The 21,609-nt window shown below is 71.7% G+C and carries 18 protein-coding genes and 2 pseudogenes; 11 read left to right on the top strand and 9 right to left on the bottom strand.

The features are described from left to right. Positions 1–16: 16 nt before the first annotated feature. The 3 genes and pseudogenes from ACFXC1_RS16465 to ACFXC1_RS16455 form a co-directional block, all read right to left on the bottom strand. A pseudogene (locus tag ACFXC1_RS16465) lies at positions 17–733 on the bottom strand (discoidin domain-containing protein); the annotation flags it as partial. Between the two features lie 330 nt (positions 734–1,063). Next, positions 1,064–2,218, bottom strand: a complete 1,155-nt coding sequence (locus ACFXC1_RS16460) for a serpin family protein (RefSeq protein WP_381243205.1) — start codon at positions 2,216–2,218, stop codon at positions 1,064–1,066. Between the two features lie 133 nt (positions 2,219–2,351). Next, positions 2,352–3,537, bottom strand: a pseudogene (locus tag ACFXC1_RS16455) (serpin family protein). Between the two features lie 128 nt (positions 3,538–3,665). Here ACFXC1_RS16455 and ACFXC1_RS16450 point away from each other — a divergent pair. From ACFXC1_RS16450 to ACFXC1_RS16425, 6 genes are all read left to right on the top strand, one after another. Then, the gene (locus ACFXC1_RS16450; protein ID WP_381243202.1) at positions 3,666–4,997 is read left to right on the top strand and encodes a DUF4190 domain-containing protein; all 1,332 of its coding nucleotides are present in this window, start codon (positions 3,666–3,668) and stop codon (positions 4,995–4,997) included. Positions 4,998–5,144: 147 nt separating this feature from the next. Continuing rightward, a complete protein-coding gene (locus tag ACFXC1_RS16445) occupies positions 5,145–5,897 on the top strand; it encodes a GntR family transcriptional regulator (RefSeq protein WP_381243199.1) in 753 nt (250 codons plus the stop codon). Positions 5,898–6,265: 368 nt separating this feature from the next. Continuing rightward, positions 6,266–6,457 (top strand): SPOR domain-containing protein, encoded by a 192-nt coding sequence (locus ACFXC1_RS16440; protein ID WP_019072018.1) that lies wholly within the window; start codon positions 6,266–6,268, stop codon positions 6,455–6,457. A gap of 22 nt (positions 6,458–6,479) precedes the next feature. Next, positions 6,480–6,929, top strand: coding sequence for a (deoxy)nucleoside triphosphate pyrophosphohydrolase (locus ACFXC1_RS16435; RefSeq protein WP_381243195.1), 450 nt, complete (start codon positions 6,480–6,482; stop codon positions 6,927–6,929). A gap of 225 nt (positions 6,930–7,154) precedes the next feature. Further along, positions 7,155–7,559 (top strand): ATP-binding protein, encoded by a 405-nt coding sequence (locus ACFXC1_RS16430; protein WP_381243193.1) that lies wholly within the window; start codon positions 7,155–7,157, stop codon positions 7,557–7,559. Between the two features lie 276 nt (positions 7,560–7,835). Then, positions 7,836–10,502 (top strand): SpoIIE family protein phosphatase, encoded by a 2,667-nt coding sequence (locus ACFXC1_RS16425; RefSeq protein ID WP_381243191.1) that lies wholly within the window; start codon positions 7,836–7,838, stop codon positions 10,500–10,502. A gap of 163 nt (positions 10,503–10,665) precedes the next feature. Here ACFXC1_RS16425 and ACFXC1_RS16420 read toward each other — a convergent pair whose 3' ends face one another. Next, positions 10,666–12,201, bottom strand: a complete 1,536-nt coding sequence (locus ACFXC1_RS16420) for a hypothetical protein (protein ID WP_381243189.1) — start codon at positions 12,199–12,201, stop codon at positions 10,666–10,668. A 224-nt stretch (positions 12,202–12,425) separates the two neighbouring features. Between ACFXC1_RS16420 and ACFXC1_RS16415 the strand changes: the two genes are divergently transcribed. Then, positions 12,426–13,568 carry a hypothetical protein gene (locus ACFXC1_RS16415; RefSeq protein WP_381243186.1) on the top strand — a complete coding sequence of 381 codons (1,143 nt, stop codon included), beginning with the start codon at positions 12,426–12,428 and terminating at the stop codon, positions 13,566–13,568. 60 nt (positions 13,569–13,628) lie between these two features. Here the strand turns inward: ACFXC1_RS16415 and ACFXC1_RS16410 are convergent, their stop codons facing one another. Continuing rightward, a complete protein-coding gene (locus ACFXC1_RS16410; RefSeq protein ID WP_381243185.1) occupies positions 13,629–13,805 on the bottom strand; it encodes a hypothetical protein in 177 nt (58 codons plus the stop codon). Between ACFXC1_RS16410 and ACFXC1_RS16405 the strand changes: the two genes are divergently transcribed. From ACFXC1_RS16405 to ACFXC1_RS16395, 3 genes are read left to right on the top strand one after another with little or no spacing between them, the layout of a single operon-like run. Further along, positions 13,804–13,938, top strand: coding sequence for a hypothetical protein (locus ACFXC1_RS16405; protein WP_381243182.1), 135 nt, complete (start codon positions 13,804–13,806; stop codon positions 13,936–13,938). The two genes, ACFXC1_RS16410 and ACFXC1_RS16405, sit on opposite strands and share 2 nt — an antisense overlap. Beyond that, positions 13,935–14,927, top strand: coding sequence for a phosphotransferase family protein (locus tag ACFXC1_RS16400; protein WP_381243179.1), 993 nt, complete (start codon positions 13,935–13,937; stop codon positions 14,925–14,927). The genes ACFXC1_RS16405 and ACFXC1_RS16400 overlap by 4 nt, the downstream gene beginning before the upstream one ends. Next, the gene (locus ACFXC1_RS16395) at positions 14,924–15,238 is read left to right on the top strand and encodes a hypothetical protein (protein ID WP_381243176.1); all 315 of its coding nucleotides are present in this window, start codon (positions 14,924–14,926) and stop codon (positions 15,236–15,238) included. Before ACFXC1_RS16400 ends, ACFXC1_RS16395 begins: the two co-directional genes overlap by 4 nt. On the opposite strand, the gene ACFXC1_RS16390 is transcribed toward ACFXC1_RS16395, so the two are convergent. Genes ACFXC1_RS16390 through ACFXC1_RS16375 form a run of 4 tightly spaced genes read right to left on the bottom strand, consistent with a single transcriptional unit; the run spans position 15,219 to position 19,059 of the window. Further along, on the bottom strand, positions 15,219–15,989 hold the full coding sequence (locus ACFXC1_RS16390; protein ID WP_381243174.1) for a succinate dehydrogenase/fumarate reductase iron-sulfur subunit: 771 nt from the start codon (positions 15,987–15,989) through the stop codon (positions 15,219–15,221). The genes ACFXC1_RS16395 and ACFXC1_RS16390 overlap by 20 nt on opposite strands. Next, complete coding sequence (locus ACFXC1_RS16385) at positions 15,986–17,929, bottom strand: fumarate reductase/succinate dehydrogenase flavoprotein subunit (RefSeq protein WP_381243172.1); 1,944 nt, start codon at positions 17,927–17,929, stop codon at positions 15,986–15,988. The genes ACFXC1_RS16390 and ACFXC1_RS16385 overlap by 4 nt, the downstream gene beginning before the upstream one ends. After that, a complete protein-coding gene (locus ACFXC1_RS16380) occupies positions 17,929–18,750 on the bottom strand; it encodes a hypothetical protein (RefSeq protein WP_381243169.1) in 822 nt (273 codons plus the stop codon). The genes ACFXC1_RS16385 and ACFXC1_RS16380 overlap by 1 nt, the downstream gene beginning before the upstream one ends. An 18-nt stretch (positions 18,751–18,768) precedes the next feature. Further along, positions 18,769–19,059, bottom strand: coding sequence for a hypothetical protein (locus ACFXC1_RS16375; RefSeq protein WP_381243167.1), 291 nt, complete (start codon positions 19,057–19,059; stop codon positions 18,769–18,771). Positions 19,060–19,351: 292 nt separating this feature from the next. Between ACFXC1_RS16375 and ACFXC1_RS16370 the strand changes: the two genes are divergently transcribed. Further along, positions 19,352–21,529, top strand: coding sequence for an ABC transporter family substrate-binding protein (locus ACFXC1_RS16370; protein WP_381243164.1), 2,178 nt, complete (start codon positions 19,352–19,354; stop codon positions 21,527–21,529). Positions 21,530–21,609 lie beyond the last annotated feature (80 nt).

Raw genomic sequence — 21,609 nt, 5'->3', positions numbered from 1 at the left:
CAAGGGTAGTTGGCCGTCATGAGCGCACGTCGAGTTCGGCGAGAGCCGCACCCGTACCGCCGCGCACGGCGACACGGACGTACCGAGCAGGGGTCTCGTTCGGGTCGTGCCACGCGCGGCCGTCCGCCGAGACCTCGACCGTGTACGACCCCGGCCGCTTTGTCCACGTGGGCCGGACCATCCTGACCCGCACCGGGCGGCCCAGGTCGACAGTGAGCCAGGCGCGGTCGGCGCCCGGGGACCAGGCGGTCGCGGGACTGCCGTCCACGGCGGCCTCCGGATAGCGGCCGGACTCCGACGAGGTAGCTGTCGCCGGTCGGCAGCGGGCCAGGTCGGTGGTGGGGGCGAGGTCGGGCCGCCGGGTCTTCAGGGTGACCGTGCCGGAGAGGGTGCGGCGGCCCTCGGGGGTGTCCAGCACGAAGGGCGCCCCGGAGCGCAGCCGTACGGTCGTCGTCTTCGGACCGATGGCGATGTCGTACGTACGCCCCCGCCAGCGCAGGCCCGACAGGCGTACGCCGTCCGAGAGTTGGGGCGGCAGGCTCGGGTCGAGGTGGAGGGCGTCGGGGCGCAGCCGCAGACCGGTCAGGCCGTGGGTGAAGACCTGGAGGAAGCCGCCCTTGCCGGTGAGGAAGTCCTGCGCGGGGGAGCCGGCGAGGGCTTCGCGGCCCGCGGTGTTCGCGGGGCCCCGGGCGTAGAGGCCGGAGACGAACGCGCCGTCGTAGCGCGGGGTGTAGAGCGGCCAGCCGGTCTTCTCGCCGGACGCCGCATAGCCCGCGCCGGCGGGCGGGACCCGGATGCCGAGATAGCCGTTGCCGACGTACGGGTGGTAGGTGTCGGCCGGGTCGATCCGGGTGGCCGACGGCGCCCAGCCGCGCTCCCCGCAGTCGTCGCGGGGGAGGGGCGCGGCCGACGCCGGGGGCACGGGGAGGAACAGGGCGGCGGCGAGGAGCGGGAGCAGCAGACGGGGTGGCTTGGTCACCGTTCGACGATGGGGTGCGGGGAGGGACGGCGACGGGAAGCGCGCGGGTGGTTACCACGTACGGAGCGCACCCCAGGTCTGGCCCTACCCCTGGTACGGCTTCGGCTCGGTCACCCAGCCCGCCGTCAGGACGAGCCGTGACTCGCGGTGTACGGCGAGGAAGCCGAAGGGGCGGTCGAAGCGGGCCGTGACGACCGTGGTCGTGCAGCGGAGGCCGGGCCGGGCACCGCCGGGGGCGGGCGCGACCGCGGTCACCGCTCCCGCCCGGAAACCGAGCGCGCCGAACTGTGCCACCGCCGCCTGCTCGGCCTTCCCGACGGCCAGCGGGACGGGGCTGATGCCGGGGAAGTGGCCGTCGCCGGTGTCCATGGCCGTGGTGAGCCCGAACAGGCCGTGCTGGTCGAGGAGTTCGTGGTGCGCGCTCATGTCGTACGCCACGGTGGTCACGGACAGCTCCGGCGGCTGCGGTGTGGCGCACCGCTGTTGCTCGACGCGCAGGCCCGGTCCCACGTCGCCGTAAGGGAGTTGGCCGCTGGGGACCACGGTGACCTGGCGGGCCAGGGCCGCGATGCCCGTGCCGAGCACCTGGCCGGGGGTCAACCGCTGTTCGCCGAGCAGGAGATGGACGTCGATGCCGTTGTCGCCGGGGACCTTGAGCTCGGTGACGTAGCCGTGCGGGCCGCTCGCCACACCGGCCCGGTCGAGGCGGACGCCGGTGCGGCGCAGGCCCGCCAGCCGCCGACCCTGCCAGGGGCCGGCGTCCGGGCTGACCATCAACTCCTCGAAGGGGCGCGGCCATTCGGTGCGCAGCGCGAGCGCGCTCGCCAGCACCATCACCACGTCCGGGTCCAGGGCGATCGGCATCCGCTCGATCAGCCCGTCCGTCCGCTCGGCCGCCCACGTGTCCAACGCCCGCTGACCGGCCGGGAGATCGTCGGTGAGTACCCCGTGCGTGCCCGCGGGCAGCCCGGCCCGCCACTCCTCGCGCAGAGCCAGCTCCCGCCTGGTCCACAGGCCGAGCGCGGAGCGCAGCCCGGGCATCGAGCCCAGCGCGGCCAGCAACTCCCGTGCGGCGGTGGCGGCTTGGTCGGCGGGCAGGCCCACCGCGTCCGCGAGTTCCGCCCGCGCGGCGCCCCACGCCCCGTCGGCGAGGAACGCGAGCAGCGGCCACACACCGGCCGCCGAGAACACCGTGCCGCCGGTCGCCGTGTCCGCCCAGCGCGCCGTGAGCCGGTTCACCGCGTCGACGGTCCCCCCGACCGCCGTGCCCTGAACCGCCGTCCCCTGGACCGCTCCCAATTCCGCCCCCGTCAGTGCCGTAGCGCAAGATCGCGCACGGGAAGGCTATCGTCGGCGCCCGGACTCCGGATGATCAGCCCCGGTCATCGGGGAACGGCTCCGGTTCCGTGACCCAGCCCGCCGCCAGTACCAGCCGTGAGTGGCGGTGCAGGGCGAGGAAGGCGAAGGGGCGGTCGAAGCGGGCGGTGACGGTGGTGGTCACGTAGCGGAGGTCGGGCAGGCCGGCCGGGAAGGCGCCGACCGCCGTCACCGCCGCCGCACGGAAGCCGAGTGCGCCGAACTTCGCCGTCGTGGCCTGCTCGGCCGACCCGATGGCCAGCGGGAAGGGGCTGATGCCGGAGAAGTGGCCGTGCGTGGCGTCCCGTGCCGTCGTGAGCCCGAACAGGCGGTGCAGGCGCAGCAGATCGTGCCCCGAGGTCAGGTCGTACGCCACCGTCGTCACGTCGAGGGTGGGCGGCCGTGGGTGGGTGGAGCGCGTCCTCTCCACCCTTAGCCCCGGTCCGGGGTCGCCGTAGGGGAGTTGGTCCCCGGGTACTACGGGATGACGGCGGTCCAGGATTCCCACGCCCGCGCTCAGCACCTGGGCGGGTGTCATCCGCTCCTCCCCGAGCAGGAGGTGGACGTCGATCGCCGCGTCGCCCAGCACCTTTAGCTCGGTGACATGGCCGTCCGGTGTGTCCGCGACGCCGATCCGGTCCAGGAGGGCGCTCTCGCGCCACAGGCCCAGGGGGGACCCGGTCGCGCCAGTACGCGCTCTCCATCGGCACCTCGGTGAACGGCCGCAGCCACTCGGTGCGCAGGGCCAGCGCGCTCGCCAGCACCAGTTCGGTGGCGTCCGTCAGCGGCAGCGGCATCCGCTCGATCAGCCCGCCGGTGCGCTTCGCCGCCCACGCGTCCAAGGCCGCGCCGTCGACCGCGAGGTCCCCGGTGAGTACTCCGTGCGCCTCGGCGGGCAGCCCGGCCGCCCATGCCTCGCGCAGCTCCACGGTCCGCTTCGTCCACAGCCCGAGCGCCGCGTCCACGCCCCGCATCGCGGCCAGTCCGGCCAGCAACTCCCGTGCGGCGGCGGCCGATTGGCCCGCGGGCAGCCCCACAGCGTCGGCCAGCTCCGCCCGCGCCGCGCCCTCGGCACCGTCCGCGAGCAGCGCCAGCAGCGGCCACACCCCGGCCGCCGAGAACACCGTGCCCCCACAGGCGGCCCCGGCCCAGCGCGCGGTGAGCGCGTTCACCGCCCGCACGGTCGTATTCGAAACCCGCATTCCGCCCCTGGTCCCCCCGTGCTTAACATGCGCGAGTCGTACGTCAGTTCCGCACCTGAAGATCTCCGGCTCCTCAGCTCAAGTCCTCCCGCCGAAGATCCCCCGCCTGAACCAGGAGCACGGTACCCGTGTCCATACCCCCGCCGCCGGACCCCGAAGGCCCCCAGGACCAGCCCTCGGGCCCGGCTCCTCTCCCACAGGCGCCCGCCACCCCGTACAACCCGTACGCCCCGCCGCCGGAGGACACCCACGGGACGGCTCAGCCCCAACCCCCTTACGGGGCACAGCCGCAGCCCCCCTACAACCCGTACACCCCGTACACCCCGTACCCCCAAGGTCCCCCGCCCCCCTACGCCCCCTACGGGCCGCAGCCCTACCAGACCTGGTCCCAGGGCTACAGCCCGTACAACAACCCCGCGCCCCTGAACGGCATGTCCATCGCCGCGCTCGTGCTCGGCATCCTCTGCTGCATCCCGGGCGTCGGTCTGGTCCTCGGGCTGATCGGGCTGAACCAGACGAAGAAGCGTGGCGAGCGCGGCCGGGGCATGGCGGTGGCCGGCATCGTGCTCTCGTCGCTCGGGCTGGTGGTGTGGGCGCTCGGGGTGGCCGGCGCGGCGACCGGTTTCTTCGACGACGTCGAGGTCAGCGGGGGCGACAGCGCGAGCGCCTCCCCCGGGAAGGGGCAGTGCTTCGACGCGCCCAGCGGTTCGCTGGAGGGCACGGCGTACGACTTCGACGTGGTGTCCTGCGCGGGCGAGCACGACGGCGAGGTGTTCGCCGTGGTGCGGCTGGGCGGCGGCTCGTACCCGGGCGACAAGAAGGTCACGGCCACCGCCGACGACAAGTGCTACGCGCTCCAGGACTCCTACGCGATGGACGGCTGGGCCGTACCCGACGACGTGGACATCTACTACGTCACCCCCACCGCGGAGAGCTGGAGCCTGGGCGACCGCGAGATCACCTGTGTGTTCGGCAACAAGGACGAGGAGGCGAGCCTGCCCGGCGGTTCGCTGCGCAACGACGCCACGACCCTCGACACGGACCAGGTCGCCTATCTGAAGGCGGCCCACGTCCTCAACGCGGCGCTGGACTCGGCGCCCGACGCGCAGTACGTCGAGGACGACCTGCCGGGGCACAAGGCGTGGGCGGGCCGGGTCTCGACCGCGCTGACCCAGCAGGCCGACCTGCTGGAAGGCCACCAGTGGCCGAGCGCCTCCGCGAAGCCGGTCGCGGACCTGGTCAAGGACCTGCGGGCGGCGCAGAAGCAGTGGGCGAAGGCGGCCGGGGCCTCCGACGCCGACGAGTTCTACGGGTACTACGACAAGGGCGCCGAGCTCATCGACCCCCATCTGTCGGTCACCGCCCGCAAGGCTCTGGGGCTCGCCACGACCCCGCCCCCGTACGACGAGAGCGGCAGCGGAGGGGACAGCGGGGGAGGCGATACCGGTCTGAAGGTGTGACGGCCTCTATAGCGGGGAGAAACTGCCTGGGTAAAGCCCACGCCGGGCACAAGTCATCACATCGAGTGATTCTCTGGCCTTTGCTTGCATGGCACAACCCACGGTTGCCAGGCTGTTGCTGTCTGTACAACCTGATGGGAGCGGCCAGTGACATTCGGTGAGCAGCCGGCGTATCTGCGCGTCGCGGGTGATCTCCGCAAGAAGATCGTCGACGGCAGGCTGCCCCCGCACACCCGGCTGCCCTCGCAGGCCAGAATCCGCGAGGAGTACGGCGTCTCGGACACGGTCGCCCTGGAGGCGCGCAAGGTGCTGATGGCCGAGGGGCTGGTCGAGGGCCGCTCCGGCTCGGGGACGTATGTGCGCGAGCGTCCGGTGCCGCGCCGGATCGCCCGCTCCGGGTTCCGGCCGGCGGCCGGCGCGACACCGTTCCGGCAGGAGCAGGCCGACGGCGAGGCGCGCGGCACCTGGGAGTCCAGCAGCGAGCAGACCGAGGCGGGCGGCGTGATCGCCGAGCGGCTCGGCCTCCAGGTCGGCGAGCGCGTGATGCGCACGAAATACGTGTTCCGGGACGCCGGCGAGACGATGATGCTCTCCACGTCCTGGGAACCCCTCGCGGTGACCGGCCGTACGCCCGTGATGCTGCCCGAGGAGGGTCCGCTCGGCGGCATGGGGGTCGTCGAGCGGATGCGGGCCATCGACGTCGTCGTGGACAACGTCACGGAGGAGGTCGGCGCCCGGCCGGGCCTCTCCGAGGAACTGCTCGCGCTGGGCGGTGTCCCCGGGCATGTGGTCCTGGTCATCCAGCGCACGTACTACGCCTCGGGACGCGCGGTGGAGACGGCCGACGTGGTGGTCCCGGCCGACCGCTACCGGATCGCCTACCACCTGCCCGTGAAGTAGTGCACCGACTTTCCCCGAAGTAGCGCGCCGAGTAGCGCGTTGGGTGCATTCCAGGTGAAGTAGCGGAACTTTCCCGGCAGTTGTCGCCGGAACCGGTCAATCCGCCCTGCCCCGAAGGCCGTTGGATTCCGGTCTTTCTCGCAGGTCGCTCACAGGACCTGTAGCGTGCCTCCGACCGGATGCATCGAGGTGTGCCAACGGCGCGTTCGTAGTCGTGCGCCCCCTCCGTCATGGCTGGTTGCGTACCTCTTTGTGAAAAGCCGTATTCGCTGCGTGAAGGTTAGGCGTAGGCTCCGGCATATGCGGATTGCGGTTTCCTTATGGGGTGGGGCACGGCACGAACCGCGAGCGGGAAGCGGAGGGGCGCGATGAACGACGGCACGATCACTCTTCCCTGGCTCGTGATACGGCAGGACGACAACGGCAATCGCTACCGCGTGGGCAGGTACGCGACCCGCGCCGAGGCCCAGAAGATCGCGGACAGCCTCGACGACCGCAAGCACAAGCAGCTCTACTGGGTCGAGCGGATCGGGCAGAACGGGGACGCGACCCGCAACTGACGCAGCCCGTAGGCTCCGGCGCATGACGACACGGATCGTGGTGGTCGGAGCCGCCCTGTTCGACGGCGACCTCGGCGACGGCATCGGCGGCGGTGACGGCCGCGGCGACCGGCTGCTGGCCGCCCGCCGCAGCGCACCCCCGGAGCTGGCCGGCCGCTGGGAACTCCCCGGCGGCAAGGTGGAGCCCGGCGAGCGCCCCGAAGCCGCGCTGGTGCGCGAACTCCGCGAGGAACTCGGCGTCGACGCCGAGACCGTCGCCCGCGTCCCGGGGGAGTGGCCGCTGAAGCCGCCGTACGTCCTCCAGGTCTGGACGGCCCGTCTGCTCCCCGGTTCGCCCCGCCCGCGCCCCCTGCAGGACCACGACGAGCTGCGCTGGCTCGCCCCCGCGGACATCTGGACCGTCGACTGGCTCGACCAGGACGTCCCCGCCGTACGGGAGACGCTGGCGCTGCTCGACGCCGGGGCGCGCTGAACCCGTCGTAGAACCGGATGAGCCGGGTGTGCGGAACCCGCCGTAATTCGTGGCGGACCGGCGCGCCGGATTCGTATGGGGCGCGACGGGGTGGAGTGCGCCGGGATCGGTGTACGCCGTTCGTGCCACAGTGCGCCCTCCGGGGCGGTACCGGGTCTTTGATATCGGGTATGTGCCCATTAACCCCATGAAATCGGACATGGGTGTGCTGGGCTGGCCCGGGATGTGATCGGCTTGATCGACACCGAAGGCGACTGCGCCGAGTGGACCTTTCCCGCCGACCCCGGAGCCGTCCGCACCGCGCGCTCGGCCGTCCGCGGTCAGCTGCGCGACTGGGACCTCAACGCCCTCGCCGACATCACCGCGCTGCTGGTCAGCGAGCTGGTGACCAACGCGCTGCGGCATGCCACGGGCCCCATCGGCGTCCGCCTGGTCCGCCCCGTCGGCCCGGACGGCGTCCTGCTGGTCGAGGTCTCCGACCCGCTCCCCGACCCGCCCCGCGAGCGCGTCGCCCGCCCCGAGGACGAGAGTGGACGCGGCCTCCAGCTGGTCGCCGGCGCCTGCGTCCGCTGGGGCACCCGGCCCGGCGCGACGGGCAAGACGGTGTGGTTCGAACTCGCGGTGCCGTGATGGACCCCGGCCCGTGCGCGGGCGCACGCTCCTGTACGAACCGGACAGTGGTGTCCATCGATTGGTCAAGGCCTGTGACGGTTGTCGATCGGCGTGGTTCGACTGCGTGTCCGCTGGTTAGAAGACTGGGAGTGTTGTCGCGGGCAGGTCCGAAATGCATCGGGATTGTCCTGTGATCGTGAACACCGTGTTGTGGGGCGCCGTAGTGCTGGATACTGCGGGCAGCCGCCCCCGGTGACCGGTGCCGGACGCGGTGAGCTGGAGGGGACGGTTCGCGTGAGCGAGATACCAGCGAAGGCCACGGAGTCCGAGGACCCGTCGGGCGGCGCGAGGGCTGAGGCCGTGGGCTTCGCCGACGTGCCCTCAGTAGACGCCATGTCCGTCGGCGACGCCATGTGGCAGAGCAGCCCGCCCGGCTCGATCTACGACTACATCAAGGTCGCCTCCTTCTCCATCGGCCCAGACGGGCTCGTCGACCAGTGGAGCCTGCGGGCCGAGCAGCTCTTCGGCATCCCCACGGAGCAGGCCGTCGGCATGGACCCCATCGAGGCGTTCGTCGACCCCGAGCTGCGGGAGCGCGGCCAGCGGAAGATGGCCGAGATCCTGGACGGCCGGGAGTGGACCGGAGTGGTGCCCTTCCGGGTGCCGGAGACCGAGACGGGCGATCCGGGCAAGGAGGGCCTCGCCGAGGTCTATGTGATGCCGACCCGGACCGAGGAGGGCGAGCGGGCCGCCGTCTGCATCGTCGTCGACGTCCGGATCCTGCGTCGTATCGAGACCGATCTCGCCGCTTCGCAGTCGATATTCGGCCAATCTCCGTTCGGGTTCCTGCTGATCGACCCCGACCTGCGGGTCCGGCGCGCCAACCAGCAGATCGCCAACACCTTCGGCGGCACCCCCGACGACCACCGGGGCAACGGCGTCCAGGACTATCTGCAGAGCCCCGAGGCTGAGCGGGTCACCGCGACCCTGCGCCGCGTCCTGGAGACCGGCAACTCGATAACGGACATGCATGTCACCGGATTCGTGCCCGGCTCCGAGGAGCGCAGGCACTGGTCCATCAACCTCTACCGCGTGCACAGCGGCAGCGGGCGCCCCATCGGCATCGCCTGGCTCGGCACCGACGTCACCGCCCGCCGCGCCGCCGCCCGCGAGGCCGCCTCCGCGCGGCGCAATCTCGCCCTTCTGAACGAGGTCGGTGCCCGCATCGGGAACTCCCTCGACCTCGAGACCACCGCCCGTGAACTCCTCGACATCGTCGTCCCCGGTTTCTGTGACCTGGCCACCGTCGACCTCTACCAGGGCCTCCTGGCCGGCGACGAGACCCCGCCCGGCCGGGCCGACGGCAGCGCGGAGGTGCGCCGGGTGGCCTTCGCCAGCGCGGTGTCCGACGCCCCCTTCGTCGGCGGCGGCGCACCCGTCGCCGTCAACGCGGTCCACCACTACCCCTTCAACTCGCCCTGCGCGGACGCCCTGCGCACCGCCCGCCCGCAGTACGTCCCCGCCGAGGAGGGCGGCCCCGTCCAGTCCACGCTGGCCGTGCCGATGGTCGCCCACGACACCGTCGTGGGACTCGTGCAGTTCGCCCGTACGAAGGGCAGCGAGCCGTTCGGCGACCGGGACCGGGACCTCGCGGTGGAGATGGCGGCACGGGCCGCCGTCTGCATCGACAACGCCCGCCTGTACCGGCGCGAGCACGAACGCGCCCTGATACTGCAACGGTCCCTCCTCCCGCCCGGCGACCCGGAGGCATCCGGCCTCGACATCGCCTGCCGCTATCTGCCCGGGAACGCGGCGACGGAGGTCGGCGGCGACTGGTTCGACGTCATCGAACTCCCCGGCCACCGCACGGCGTTGGTGGTGGGAGACGTGATGGGCCGCGGTCTGCGCGCGGCGGTCGCGATGGGTGAACTGCGCACGGCGGTACGCACCTTGGCCCTCCTGGACCTCGAACCGGCGGAGGTGTTGTCCGCGTTGGACGAGATCGCGCGCGGGCTCGGCACCCCCGGCGGCGTCCAGCAGGCCACCCGCGCCGCCCGCCGCCCCCGCGAGGCCGACCTCTCCGAGGTGTACCTCGCGACCTGTATCTACGCCGTGTACGACTCGGTGACCAGGCGGTGCACCTTCGCCAACGCGGGCCATCTCCCGCCGGTCCTGGTGGAACCAGGCGAGGCCGCGCTGATGCTCGACGTGCCGCCCGGCATGCCGCTCGGCGTCGGCGGCGAGCCCTTCGAGGAGGTGGAGGTCGAACTGCCCGAAGGCGCACTGCTGGCGCTCTACACGGATGGACTGGTCGAATCCCGCGACCACCCCCTCGACGAGGGCCTCCAGGCCTTCGTGGGCGCCCTCACCGACCCCAACCGCCCGGCGGACGACGGCCGTCCGGTCCACGCGGCGGCACTGAACGCCGAGACCCACCGGGACCTGGAGGACGTCTGCGACCACGTCCTCAGCACCCTCGACACGCACCACGGCGAGGACGACATCGCGCTGCTGATGGCACGTGTCCAGGGCCTGCCCGAGGACTCCGTCGGCGACTGGACCCTGCCGCGCGAGCCCCGCAGCGTGGGCCGCGCCCGCGAGTACGCGCGCGCCCGGCTCCAGTCCTGGGACCTCGAACCCCTCATCGACACCACCGAGTTGCTCGTCAGCGAGTTGGTGACGAACGCGCTGCGATACGGCGAGGGCGAGATCAGGCTACGGCTCCTGCTGGACCGCACCCTGGTGTGCGAGGTCTGGGACGCGGGCCTGGTCCAACCGCGCCGCCGCCGCGCCCGCGACACGGACGAGGGCGGCCGGGGGCTCCAGTTGGTCGGCCTCCTGTCGGCCGCGTGGGGCTCGCGCCGGACGCCTCGCGGCAAGACGGTGTGGTTCGAACTGCCTTTGCCGGACGGCGAGACCGGGATGGTGGATCCGGCGGAGGCGCTGCTCAGTCTGTTCTGACGGGCGCCGGTCAGTCTGTTCTGACGGGCTCTGGGGCGGGTTCCGCGCGCTTTTCCGGGTGTCGGGGCTGCCGAAGCGGACGGGAGCCGCTGTCCGGGTCCTTGCAGGGCGGTACGCGCCGGGGCGATTCCGTCTGTGTGTTCGGCGTCGGCGGAGGGGCTGCTCAGTCCGTTCTGACGGGCTCCGCGCCGGGTCCTCCGCCTTTCCGGGTGTCCGGGCCGCCGAAGGCGAGCGGTGGCCCGCCGTCCGGGTCCTCGCCGAGCAGTACCCCGCCGAGGACGGCTCCGCTCGTGTGTCCGGCGCCGCCGGAGTACGGGTTGCCGTGTACGCGGACGTCCTGCTCGGCCAACTCCCGCGCCGCCAGGGCGGGTTCGCCTGCCGCGGCGGGGTCGGTGCCGAGCAGCCGTTCCGCCTCCGCCAGCAGGGTCCGCGCCCCGGCGCCCACCGCACCCCGGTGCGTCGCCACGAAGCCGTCCGCCGCCCGGACGTCGGCCCTGCCGACGAGCCACGCGGCGGCACCGAGCACTCCGTCCTGCCCGCCGCCCAGCGCCGACACGGCCCGCACGATGCTCCGCAGGGCGGCGAGGGGGTCGTACGGACGGTCGCCGGTCAGTTCCTCCCGTACGGCGGCGAGGGCGGCGTCGGCGTCGCCCAGGAGGGAGCGGGACACACCGTCGGCTGTCCCGGTGGCCGTCTGTGCCCTCGCCCTCTCCGCCTCCGCGCCGGTGAGCGCGGCCGGGACCAAGTCGGCGGCTTGGGCGAGGGAGTTGGCGAGCTGGTCGACGCCGGTGAGGAGGGTGTCGGCCTGGCCGACGGCGCCCTCGGCGGCGCGCAGGTCGCGCACCGCCTGCTCGGTCCGCCCCAAGTCGGCCGCCTGGCGGGCCTGGTTGAGATGGGTCGTGGCGAACACCAGGCGGTCCTTGGCCTGTTCGACGTATCCGGTGACTGTGGCGGTGGCCGAGGCCGGGTAGCGGGCGTGCAGGTCGGCGAGTGTCGCTTCTACGGCCCCTGTACGGCCGGTCAGTTCACGGAACCGGCCCTCCGCGACCTCCAGCGCCTCGCCCATCTCCTCTTCCAGCGCCCGGAGTTGATCGAAGGCCGGGGCTGCGGCATCCAGTCGCCGCCCGGCCTCGGCGCACCGCCCGACGATCCCGGCGAGGGCCTGCCGCCGGGCCGCTTCCTCATCACGACCCTCCGGGACGCCTTGGCCGTAGCGCAGGTGTATCGCGAAGGCGGCGGCGAGTTCGCGCTCGGCCTCCCGCAGGGCCCGATGGAACGGTTCGACGGCCGCCGGTCCGAACCGGGTCTCGGCGAAGGAGAGTTCCGCCCGGCTGGTGCGTATGCAGTCGTCGGCCTGGACGAGGGCGGCACCGGCCTGCCGTTCGAGTACGGGCAGTGGGGTCACCGGGGGCCGGGGCGACACCACGGGCGGTACCCCGGGTGACACCACCGCGGGAGTCGTACGGGTACGGGCCCTACGGGTGCGCCGCACATACCCGTTCCCCGCGAGTACCGCGGCGCCGCCGACGGCCACGAGCGGCAGGACGAGGTCGGCAGCGGACGATCCGTCGGCCGCCTGCCCGGCGGTGACCTGCTGTCCGGCGGTGGCGTCCTGCCCTGCGTCGGCCCCCTGCCCGCTCCGGTCGGCGCCGGCCCCGGTGCGGGTGGCCGCAACCGGAACCTCCGCATTGATCGTCATCACCGGCAACACCAGCCACCCGACCCCGGCCGCCCCGCCCAGCACGGCATGCGCCACCCGCACGGATATGTGAGAGGCCGCGCATCGCGGCCGGCCGCGTATCAAGGATGACGTCACATTTCGGAGCGTATGAGCAGGATTACGGACGCGCGACCGGGGGTGGGACGTGCGGGTGTGCCCGGGACGAGTGGGGTGCGGGGTACGGCTACGGGAGGGGAGACGCGGTGACGGCGCACGCAGGAGGTACGGGCGCGGGCACGGGGAGGGACGACGATCCAGAGGTCGCCGACGGTGAGGTGCCTCCGCGGAAGCCACCCGCACCCGGCGACGAAAGCGGTACGGGTAGTACGGGTCGGAGAAAGAAATGGGCCCGCTGGACCCGCCGTACCGCCCTCGCGCTAGTCCTCCTCCTGGTCCTCCCCACCCTCGCCGCAGAGATCGCCCTCCGGGTGAACTACGCCGGTGACCCCGCGGACGGCACCCGCACCAGGAACCAGGACGCGATCTGGCTGGGGCATGCCTGGGTGGACGGGCGGAAGAGCGACGCCGACGTGGCCGCGCTGGTCCGGCGGCTGAAGGGGACCGGTATCCGTGATCTGTACGTCCATTCGGGGCCGCTGGAGCACGACGGCACCCTTCCGGAGGCGGACTACCCCAGGGCCGGCCGGCTGATCGAGGCGGTCCATCGTGCGCTGCCCGGCGTACGGGTGCAGGCCTGGCTGGGGGACAAGCTGGCGACCGAGAGTCCGGACGGTCTGCGGCTGGAGCGCGCGGCGACGCGTACCGCGATCGTCGCGTCCGCCCGGCAGATCCTCGACGCCGGATTCGACGGTGCCCACGTCGACCTGGAACCGCTGCACTCCGGCGACGACGACTACCTCGACCTGCTCGACCGGCTGCACGACGTCACCGAGTCCCGGAACGCCCAACTCTCCGTCGCCGCCCACCAGATCGACCCGCTGCCCGCCTTCCACTCCTTCTGGGGCACCGTCACCAACCACCCCAAGTGGTGGTCGCAGGCGTACTTCGGCCAGGTCGCCCGCCGGGTCGACCAGATCGCCGTCATGTCGTACGACACGATGCAGCCGCTGGAGAGTCTCTACGGCGGCTATGTCGCCCAGCAGACCTCGCTCGCCCTGGAGGCCACCCCGGACTCCACCGATCTCCTCATGGGCCTGCCCTTCTTCCACGAGAACCGCTTCGGGCACCGGGGCTCCGCCGAGACCGTCCCCGCCGCCGTCCGGGGCGTACGCCTCGGCCTGTCCCGCACGGACGCGGACCGCGCGAACTTCGGTGTCGCCCTGTACGTGGACTTCGCGGCGACGGAGGCGGACTGGACGGCGTACCGGGAGGGCTGGGTGCACTGAGCGCGAGATCAAGTGTGCCGAAAATACGGCGGTGGTCACAGCCGCGGATGCGATGATCTGTCACGTCTGATGGGGGTGGGCGATGTTGTCGACATGGCCGGCCGCGGTGGCCTTGCTGCTGACGGCGGCACTCGGAGTCGTCACGGCGACGACCGGCTGGATGCCGCCGATGGCGCGAGGCAGGGTCGTACGGCCTGAGTTTCGGGGACTCGGTGCGCCGGCCTCGGTACTGGGCATGGGGACGGCGATGTCCCTGCACTGGTGGGCGGGTTCCCTGGCGATGGACGACCTGGGCGGCGCGACGGCGTTCGCACTGATCGTCCTCGGCGGGGCACTGCGGTGGCGCGCGCAGCGCCCCGGGACTCTGTGACCGCCACTCGCAGGACCCTCACCCGCGCGGACCTGACCCCGCTGTCCCGTGCCGCCCTCGGCCGTACCCCGACCACCGTCACCCGCATCCGGGGCGGTTCGAAGAAGGGCGTCTACCGTCTCGCCTTCGAGGACGGTACGACCGCGGTGGCCTACGTCTGGTCACCGGACGAGGACCTCTGGGACGCCGGCCCCGGCGACCCCCGCGACCCCTTCTCCCACGCCTCCGGCCTCACCCTCTTCACGGCGGCGGCCGACCGCCTCGCCGCGGCCGGTGTCCGCACGCCCCGGCTCCTGCACGCCGACCCCACCCACACCCACCTCCCGGCGGACGCGGCGCTGGTCGAGGACCTCCCGGGCGGCACCCTGGAGGACCTGCTGGACGCCGACCCGGCCGCCGCACAGGAGGCCCTGGAACGGATGGCGAGCCTCCTCGCCGCCCTGCACACCTGCACGGGCCCGCGCTTCGGGAAGGTGGTGGTGGTCGACAACGGCGGTTCCTCGTACGGGAGTTCATGCGAGGAGACCGTCGTGGCACGCGCCCTGAGCGACCTCGACGAACTCCCCGCCCGCGACCCGCGAGCCGCCGCCGCCCACCCCCAACTGGCCGAGTCCGTAAGGGCCTTGGCCGCCCGCGTCGGCCCTCGCACCTCGCGCCCCGCCCTCATCCACGGCGAACTCGGCGCCGACCACGTCCGCGTGACCGCCGACGGCGACCTCGCCCTCATCGACATCGAAGGCCTGATGTACTTCGACCTCGAATGGGAGCACGTCTTCCTCCGCCTGCGCTTCGGCCGTCACTACGACGCCCTGCGCACCGAGGGTCTGGACGAGGACCGGCTCCACCTCTACCGCCTGGCCATGCATCTCTCCCTGGTGGCGGGCCCGTTGCGCCTCCTGGAGGTCGGTGACTTCCACGACCCCGAGTTCATGCGGGGCATCGCGGAACACAACCTCCAGCAGGCCCTGTCTCTCACGGAGTGGACATGAGTGACGTCGAACTGACCGTGGCCGTGCTGCTGATCGCCGTTCTCGCCGTCGTCGGCGTCGGGGCGATCACCCGCGGCTGGACCCCGCTCGTCCGCCGACGCGGCGTCGCGCGCCCCCGGTTGTGGGGCTACGGCATCCTGGTCAGCGCCGCGGGCCTGGCCTGGTCCACCTTCTTCGGGCCGTATCTGAGCCCCCACTCGCACGGGTTCCTCGCGCTGGCCGGCACGTTCGTGATGGCCGCCGGGATCCTCGTCCAGCGGGCCGCCGTGGAGCCCGGGAAGGCCGAGGACCCTACGAAGAGCGCCTCCTGATCTTCGACCCCAGCCACACCAGCGGGTCGTACTTGCGGTCAACTGCCCGTTCCTTCAAGGGGATCAGCGCGTTGTCCGTGATGTGGATGCCCTCGGGGCAGACCTCGGTGCAGCACTTGGTGATGTTGCAGTAGCCGAGGCCGTGTTCGTCCTGGGCGGTCTTCTTGCGGTCCAGGCCGCTCTCGGCGGCCGCGTCCAGCGGGTGCATGTCCAACTCGGCTACCCGCATGAGGAATCGGGGTCCCGCGAACGCCGTCTTGTTCTCCTCGTGGTCGCGGACGACATGGCAGGTGTCCTGGCACAGGAAGCACTCGATGCACTTGCGGAACTCCTGCGAGCGGTCCACGTCCTCCTGCATCATCCGGTACTCGCCCGCGGCGACGCCCTGCGGCGGCACGAACGCCGGAACCTCCCTGGCCTTCTGGTAGTTGAAGCCCACGTCCGTGACGAGATCGCGGACCACCGGGAAGGCACGCAGCGGGGTGACCGTGATCGTCTCCTCGCGGGTGAACACCGACATGCGGGTCATGCACATCAGCCGGGGCCGCCCGTTGATCTCCGCCGAGCACGAACCGCACTTGCCCGCCTTGCAGTTCCAGCGCACGGCGAGGTCGGAGGCCTGGGTGGCCTGGATGCGGTGGATGATGTCGAGGATCACCTCGCCGTCGTTGACCTCGACCTTGAAATCCTCCAGGCCGCCGCCCTTGACGTCCCCCCGCCACACCTTGAAGCGGGCCTCGTAGCTGCTCACTCGTAGAGCTCCTCTTCGGCGAGGTACTTGACCAGCTCTTCCTTCTCGAAGAGGGCGAGCAGGTCGGCGCGGATGGGGTCGGTGGTCTCGCGGGTCAGGGCGATCTGTGCGGACATCGGGTCCGTCGCTCCCAACCCGCCTGTGGGGTCGGTGAGTTGGCAGATGAGGTTGATGCGCCGCCAGTCGCGGTTCATGCCGGGGTGGTCCTCGCGGGTGTGTCCGCCACGCGACTCGGTGCGCTCCAGAGCGGCCCGCGCCACGCACTCGCTGACCAGCAGCATGTTCCGGAGGTCGAGCGCGAGGTGCCAGCCCGGGTTGAACTGGCGGTGGCCCTCGACTCCCGCCCGGCGGGCCCGTACTCGAAGGTCCGCCAGTTTCTCCAGCGCCTGTTCCATCTCGCCCTCGCGGCGGATGATGCCGACGAGGTCGTTCATGGTCTGCTGGAGTTCCTGGTGGAGGGTGTACGGGTTCTCCGGGGTGCGGCCGTTCTCCTTGCCCGGTTCAGGGCCCTCCGCGGAGAAGGGGCGCAGTGCCTCCGCCGCCGCCAGGTCCACCTCGGTGTCGTCGACCTGAGGGCGGCTGTCCGCCAGGTCGGCCGCGTGGTCCGCCGCGTGCCAGCCCGCCCGGCGGCCGAACACCAGCAGGTCGGACAGGGAGTTGCCGCCCAGCCGGTTGGAGCCGTGCATACCGCCGGCCACCTCGCCGGCCGCGAACAGCCCCGGTACCCCGCGTGCCGCCGCCGTGTCCGACTCGACCGCGATGCCGCCCATCACGTAGTGACAGGTCGGGCCGACCTCCATCGCCTCCGCCGTGATGTCGACGTCTGCCAGCTCCTTGAACTGGTGGTACATGGACGGCAGTCGGCGCCGGATCACCTCCGCCGGCATACGTGTCGACACGTCCAGGAAGACCCCGCCGTGGGGCGATCCGCGGCCCGCCTTCACCTCGGAGTTGATGGCGCGGGCGACCTCGTCGCGGGGGAGCAGCTCGGGGGGACGGCGGTTGTGGTCCGGGTCCTCGTACCAGCGGTCGCCCTCCGCCTCCGACTCGGCGTACTTCTCCTTGAAGACGTCGGGGACGTAGTCGAACATGAACCGCTTGCCCTCGGAGTTGCGCAGCACCCCGCCGTCACCGCGCACCGACTCGGTGACGAGGATGCCCTTCACGGACGGCGGCCAGACCATGCCGGTCGGGTGGAACTGCACGAACTCCATGTTGAGGAGGGGCGCGCCCGCCAGCAGCGCCAGCGCGTGGCCGTCGCCCGTGTACTCCCACGAGTTGGACGTCACCTTGAAGGACTTGCCGATGCCGCCCGTCGCGATCACCACGGAGGGCGCTTCCAGGACGAGGAAACGGCCCGTCTCGCGCTCGTACGCGAAGACTCCGGAGACCCGGCTGCCGTCCTTCAACACCCTTGTGACCGTGCACTCCTGATAGACCTTCAGGCGCGACTCGTACTCGCCCGTCTCGCGAAAGTCCTCCTGCTGGAGCGACACGATCTTCTGCTGGAGCGTGCGGATCAGCTCAAGTCCCGTGCGGTCGCCGACGTGGGCGAGGCGCGGGTACTCGTGGCCGCCGAAGTTGCGCTGCGAGATCCGGCCGTCCTGGGTGCGGTCGAAGAGGGCGCCCCAGGTCTCCAACTCCCAGACCCGGTCGGGGGCTTCCTTCGCGTGCAGCTCGGACATGCGCCACTGGTTGAGGAACTTGCCGCCGCGCAGGGTGTCGCGGAAGTGGACCTGCCAGTTGTCGCCGGAGTTGACGTTGCCCATCGCCGCCGCGATGCCGCCCTCGGCCATCACCGTATGGGCCTTGCCGAACAGCGACTTGCAGATCACCGCCGTACGGGCACCGCGCTCGCGCGCCTCGATGGCGGCCCGGAGGCCCGCGCCACCGGCACCGACCACGACGACGTCCCACTCCTGTCGCTCGACCACGGACATCAGAAGAACCTCGGATCGTTGAAAGCGCCTGAGGCGACCAGGTACACGTAGAAGTCGGCAGCCGCCACGCTGATCAACGACGCCCAGGCGAGCTGCATATGACGGTTGTTCAGCTGCCCCACGAACTTCCACGCCTTGTAGCGCACGGGGTGCTTGGAGAAGTGCTTGAGCTTGCCGCCGACGATGTGCCGGCAGGAGTGGCAGGACAGGGTGTACGCCCAGATCAGCACGATGTTGGCCACGAAGACGAGGGTGCCCAGGCCCATGTGGCCCCAGTGGTAGTGCTCGTCGCGGAAGGTCAGCACGGTGTCGTAGGTGAGCGTGCCCGCGACCAGGAGCGCCGCGTAGAAGAAGTACCGGTGGACGTTCTGCAGGATCAGCGGGAAGCGGGTCTCGCCGGAGTACTTCTTGTGCGGCTCGGCCACCGCGCAGGCCGGGGGAGAGGCCCAGAAGCCGCGGTAGTAGGCCTTGCGGTAGTAGTAGCAGGTCAGACGGAAGCCGAGCGGGAAGACCAGGATGATGATGGCGGGGGAGATGCCCCACCAGCTCCCGAAGAGATCGGCGTTCGGGCCCGCGTGCATGGTGCTGCACCGCTCGGCCAGACAGGGCGAGTAGAACGGCGAGACGTACGGCGCCGAGTAGTAGTTGCTGTCCGCGAAGGCCCGCCAGGTCGAGTAGACGACGAAGGCGAGCAGTCCGGCGGCGGTGACGGCCGGGGCCAGCCACCAGCGGTCGGTCCGCAGATGCGGGGCGTCGATGGCGGCGCGCGTACCGGTGCGTACGCCGCCGCTGTTCGGATGGGGTTCCGTACCAGTGGCCAACTCAGGACTCCGGTCGGTTCAGGGTGCGTGGCGGTCGTGGGCGCCGAGTCCTTCGTCGTCCGAGTCCGTCCACAGGGTGTTGTCGTAGGGGGTGTCGGAGATGGAGACGAGATCGGGGCGCCGGGGGCGCTCGATCCCTGGTGCGGCGTCGCGCAGCAGCGCGACGCTCTCGCGCAGGCGGTCGGCGTCGGCCTTGACCCTGCGCATCTCCAGGCCGCCGCTGCCGAATTGCTGTTCCAGCCGTCCCACCGACCTGAACAGGTCTTCAAGACAGCGCTGGACTGACGTCAGTTCGTCGTGCACGGACATGACGTGACCTCACTTCCGTGGGCGTCGGCCCTGGACGGCAACGTTCATGCGCCTGCGAGTGTTGCGCGTCACACCTGCCGGTGGGAAGCGGTGTGCACGGATTGGCCGGGGTGCGTTGGTGTGTACGGGGGCAGATTCGAACATTGCGCCGCACGGGTGGGCTTCCCGGCGCCCCTCGCCGTGTCGCCCCACAGGGCCGAACCGTTTCCTCTTCAGTGGCCGCAAAGATCTGATCAGCCCCATATACCACCAAAAGTGATCAGAAGCCCGCGGCTTACCGGAGGTAGCAGTGATGTCCCACGACGGCGTCGGACTGCGCGCGGTCATGCGCTCGGTCGCCTTCCTCACCGCGGGCGCGCTCGCGGTGCCCACCCTCGCGGGGTGCAGTTCCGAGGACGAGTCGGGCAAGCCGCTGGCCGCACAGGACATCGCGCCCGTCGCGCGTGACCTGGTCGCCGACGGCGGCACCCTGCGCTGGGCCGTCGACGACGTACCCGAGACCCTCAACGCCTTCCAGTCGGACGCCGACGACGCCACCACCCGCGTCGCCCAGGCCGTCCTGCCCGCCATGTTCCGGCTCGACGCGCAGGGCCGCCCGCAGCGCGACGCCGACTACCTGGAGTCCGCGAAGGTCGTCGACACCTCGCCCAAGCAGGTCGTCCTCTACAAGCTCGACCAGCAGGCGGTGTGGAGCGACGGCCGGGAGATCGGCGCCGCCGACTTCGCCGCCCAGTGGCGCGCCCTGTCCGGCAAGGACTCCGCGTACTGGACCGCCCGCAACGCCGGCTACGACCGCATCGAGAAGATCGAGCGCGGCGCCAACAACCTCGAGGTCAAGGTCACCTTCAGCAGGCCGTACGCCGACTGGAAGTCACTGTTCTCGCCGCTGTACCCCAAGGACGTCATGGGCACCCCGGACGCCTTCAACGACGGGGCGCGCCGCAAGCTGAAGGTCACCGCCGGCGCCTTCTCGCTGCAGAAGGTCGACCGCAAGGACAAGGAGATCGTCCTCGCCCGCAACCCGCACTGGTGGGGCCGGCCCGCGAAGCTCTCGCAGATCGTGCTGGCCGCCGTACCGCTGGACAAGCGGGCCGCCGCACTCGCCGACGGCACCGTCGACCTGGCCGCCGTCGACCCCGCCGACGCGAGCCGGATCGCGCTCGCGGGCCGCGCCAAGGGCACCGGCACCCCGCTCCAGGGCGCGAGCGCGAGCGCCACGAGCGACACGGAGAGCAAGGACGAGAACAAGGGCGAGAGCCCCAGGGAGAAGAAGCAGCTCAGCAAGAAGGAGCGCAAGGCGCTCGCCAAGTACCTGCGCCGGCAGGACGAGTTGAGGGCCTTCACCGTCCGCCGCTCCTTCGAACCCGCCTACACACAGCTCGCCCTCAACGGCTCCGAGGGGCCCCTCGCCGACGAGCGCGTCCGGCGCGCCGTGGCCCGAGCGCTCGACCGGGAGGCGCTCGCCAAGGTCGTCCTCACCCCGCTGGGCCTGCCCGCCGTACCGGTCGGCAGCCACCTCGCACTCTCCGGGCAGGCCGCGTACGCCGACAACAGCGGCGCGCTCGGCGACCACGACACGGCGGAGGCGCAGGCACTGCTCGCCGACGCCGGATGGGTGCCCGGCGGACCGGTCAAGGACAAGGGCGAGAAGGCGGCCGGCGCCGAGGGCAAGAAGGGCAAGAAGGACGACGAGTCGGAGGGCGGCTCCGACGGGCAGTACATCGTCGGCGAGGACAACAAGGACCCGCAGGACCACACCAACAAGCACGGTCACGGCGACGGGGGCTCCAAGCACCTCGCCGACGGCAAGCAGTACGACGGCCGCAAGGTGAAGCAGGGCGGGGCGCCCGGCGCGTACGCCCCGAAGGGCACGGCCGCCCCCGCCGGCGCGAAGACCGGCACGCTCGCCAAGGACGGCAAGCCGCTCACCCTGCGCTTCGTGCTCCCCTCCGGCACCGGCTCCGAGTCGCTGAGCGCGGTCGCCGACAGCATCTCCCGCATGCTGGAGAAGGTCGGCATCCGCACCGAGATCAGCAAGGTCTCCGACGACAGCTACTTCAAGGACCACATCGCGTCCGGCCAGTACGACCTCGCCCTCTACTCCTGGCCCGCGTCCGCCTACCCCGCCACCGACGCCCGCCCGATCTTCGCCAAGCCGGTCCCGGCCGCCGACGGCTCCCTGAACGTCGAGCAGAACTACACCCGCGTCGGCACCGACCAGGTCGACCAGCTCTTCGACCAGGCCGCGTCCACCCTCGACGAGGACGAGTCCGCCGCCCTCGTCCGCAAGGCCGACGCCCGCATCTGGGCCGCGGCCGGCTCCATCCCCCTCTACCAGCGCCCCCAGCTCACGGCCGCCCGCAAGACCGTCGTCAACGCGGGCTCCTTCGGCTTCCAGACCCCGGTCTACGAGGACATGGGGTTTCTGAAGAAGGGGGCCCACCCCTCGGCGAGCCCGTCCAAGGGCTAACATCGCGCGAACATGACGAGCAGCGCCGCCGTCCCGCAGGTGATGCGGGGCGGCGGTTGTCGTACGGGGGTGGGTTGTGC

The organism is Streptomyces hokutonensis (assembly GCF_042751305.1).
In the GTDB taxonomy this organism is placed as follows: Bacteria; Actinomycetota; Actinomycetes; order Streptomycetales; family Streptomycetaceae; genus Streptomyces; species Streptomyces hokutonensis_A.
The sequence above is the reverse complement of the archived record's forward strand: the minus strand, read 5'-3'. Positions and strand labels throughout refer to the sequence as shown.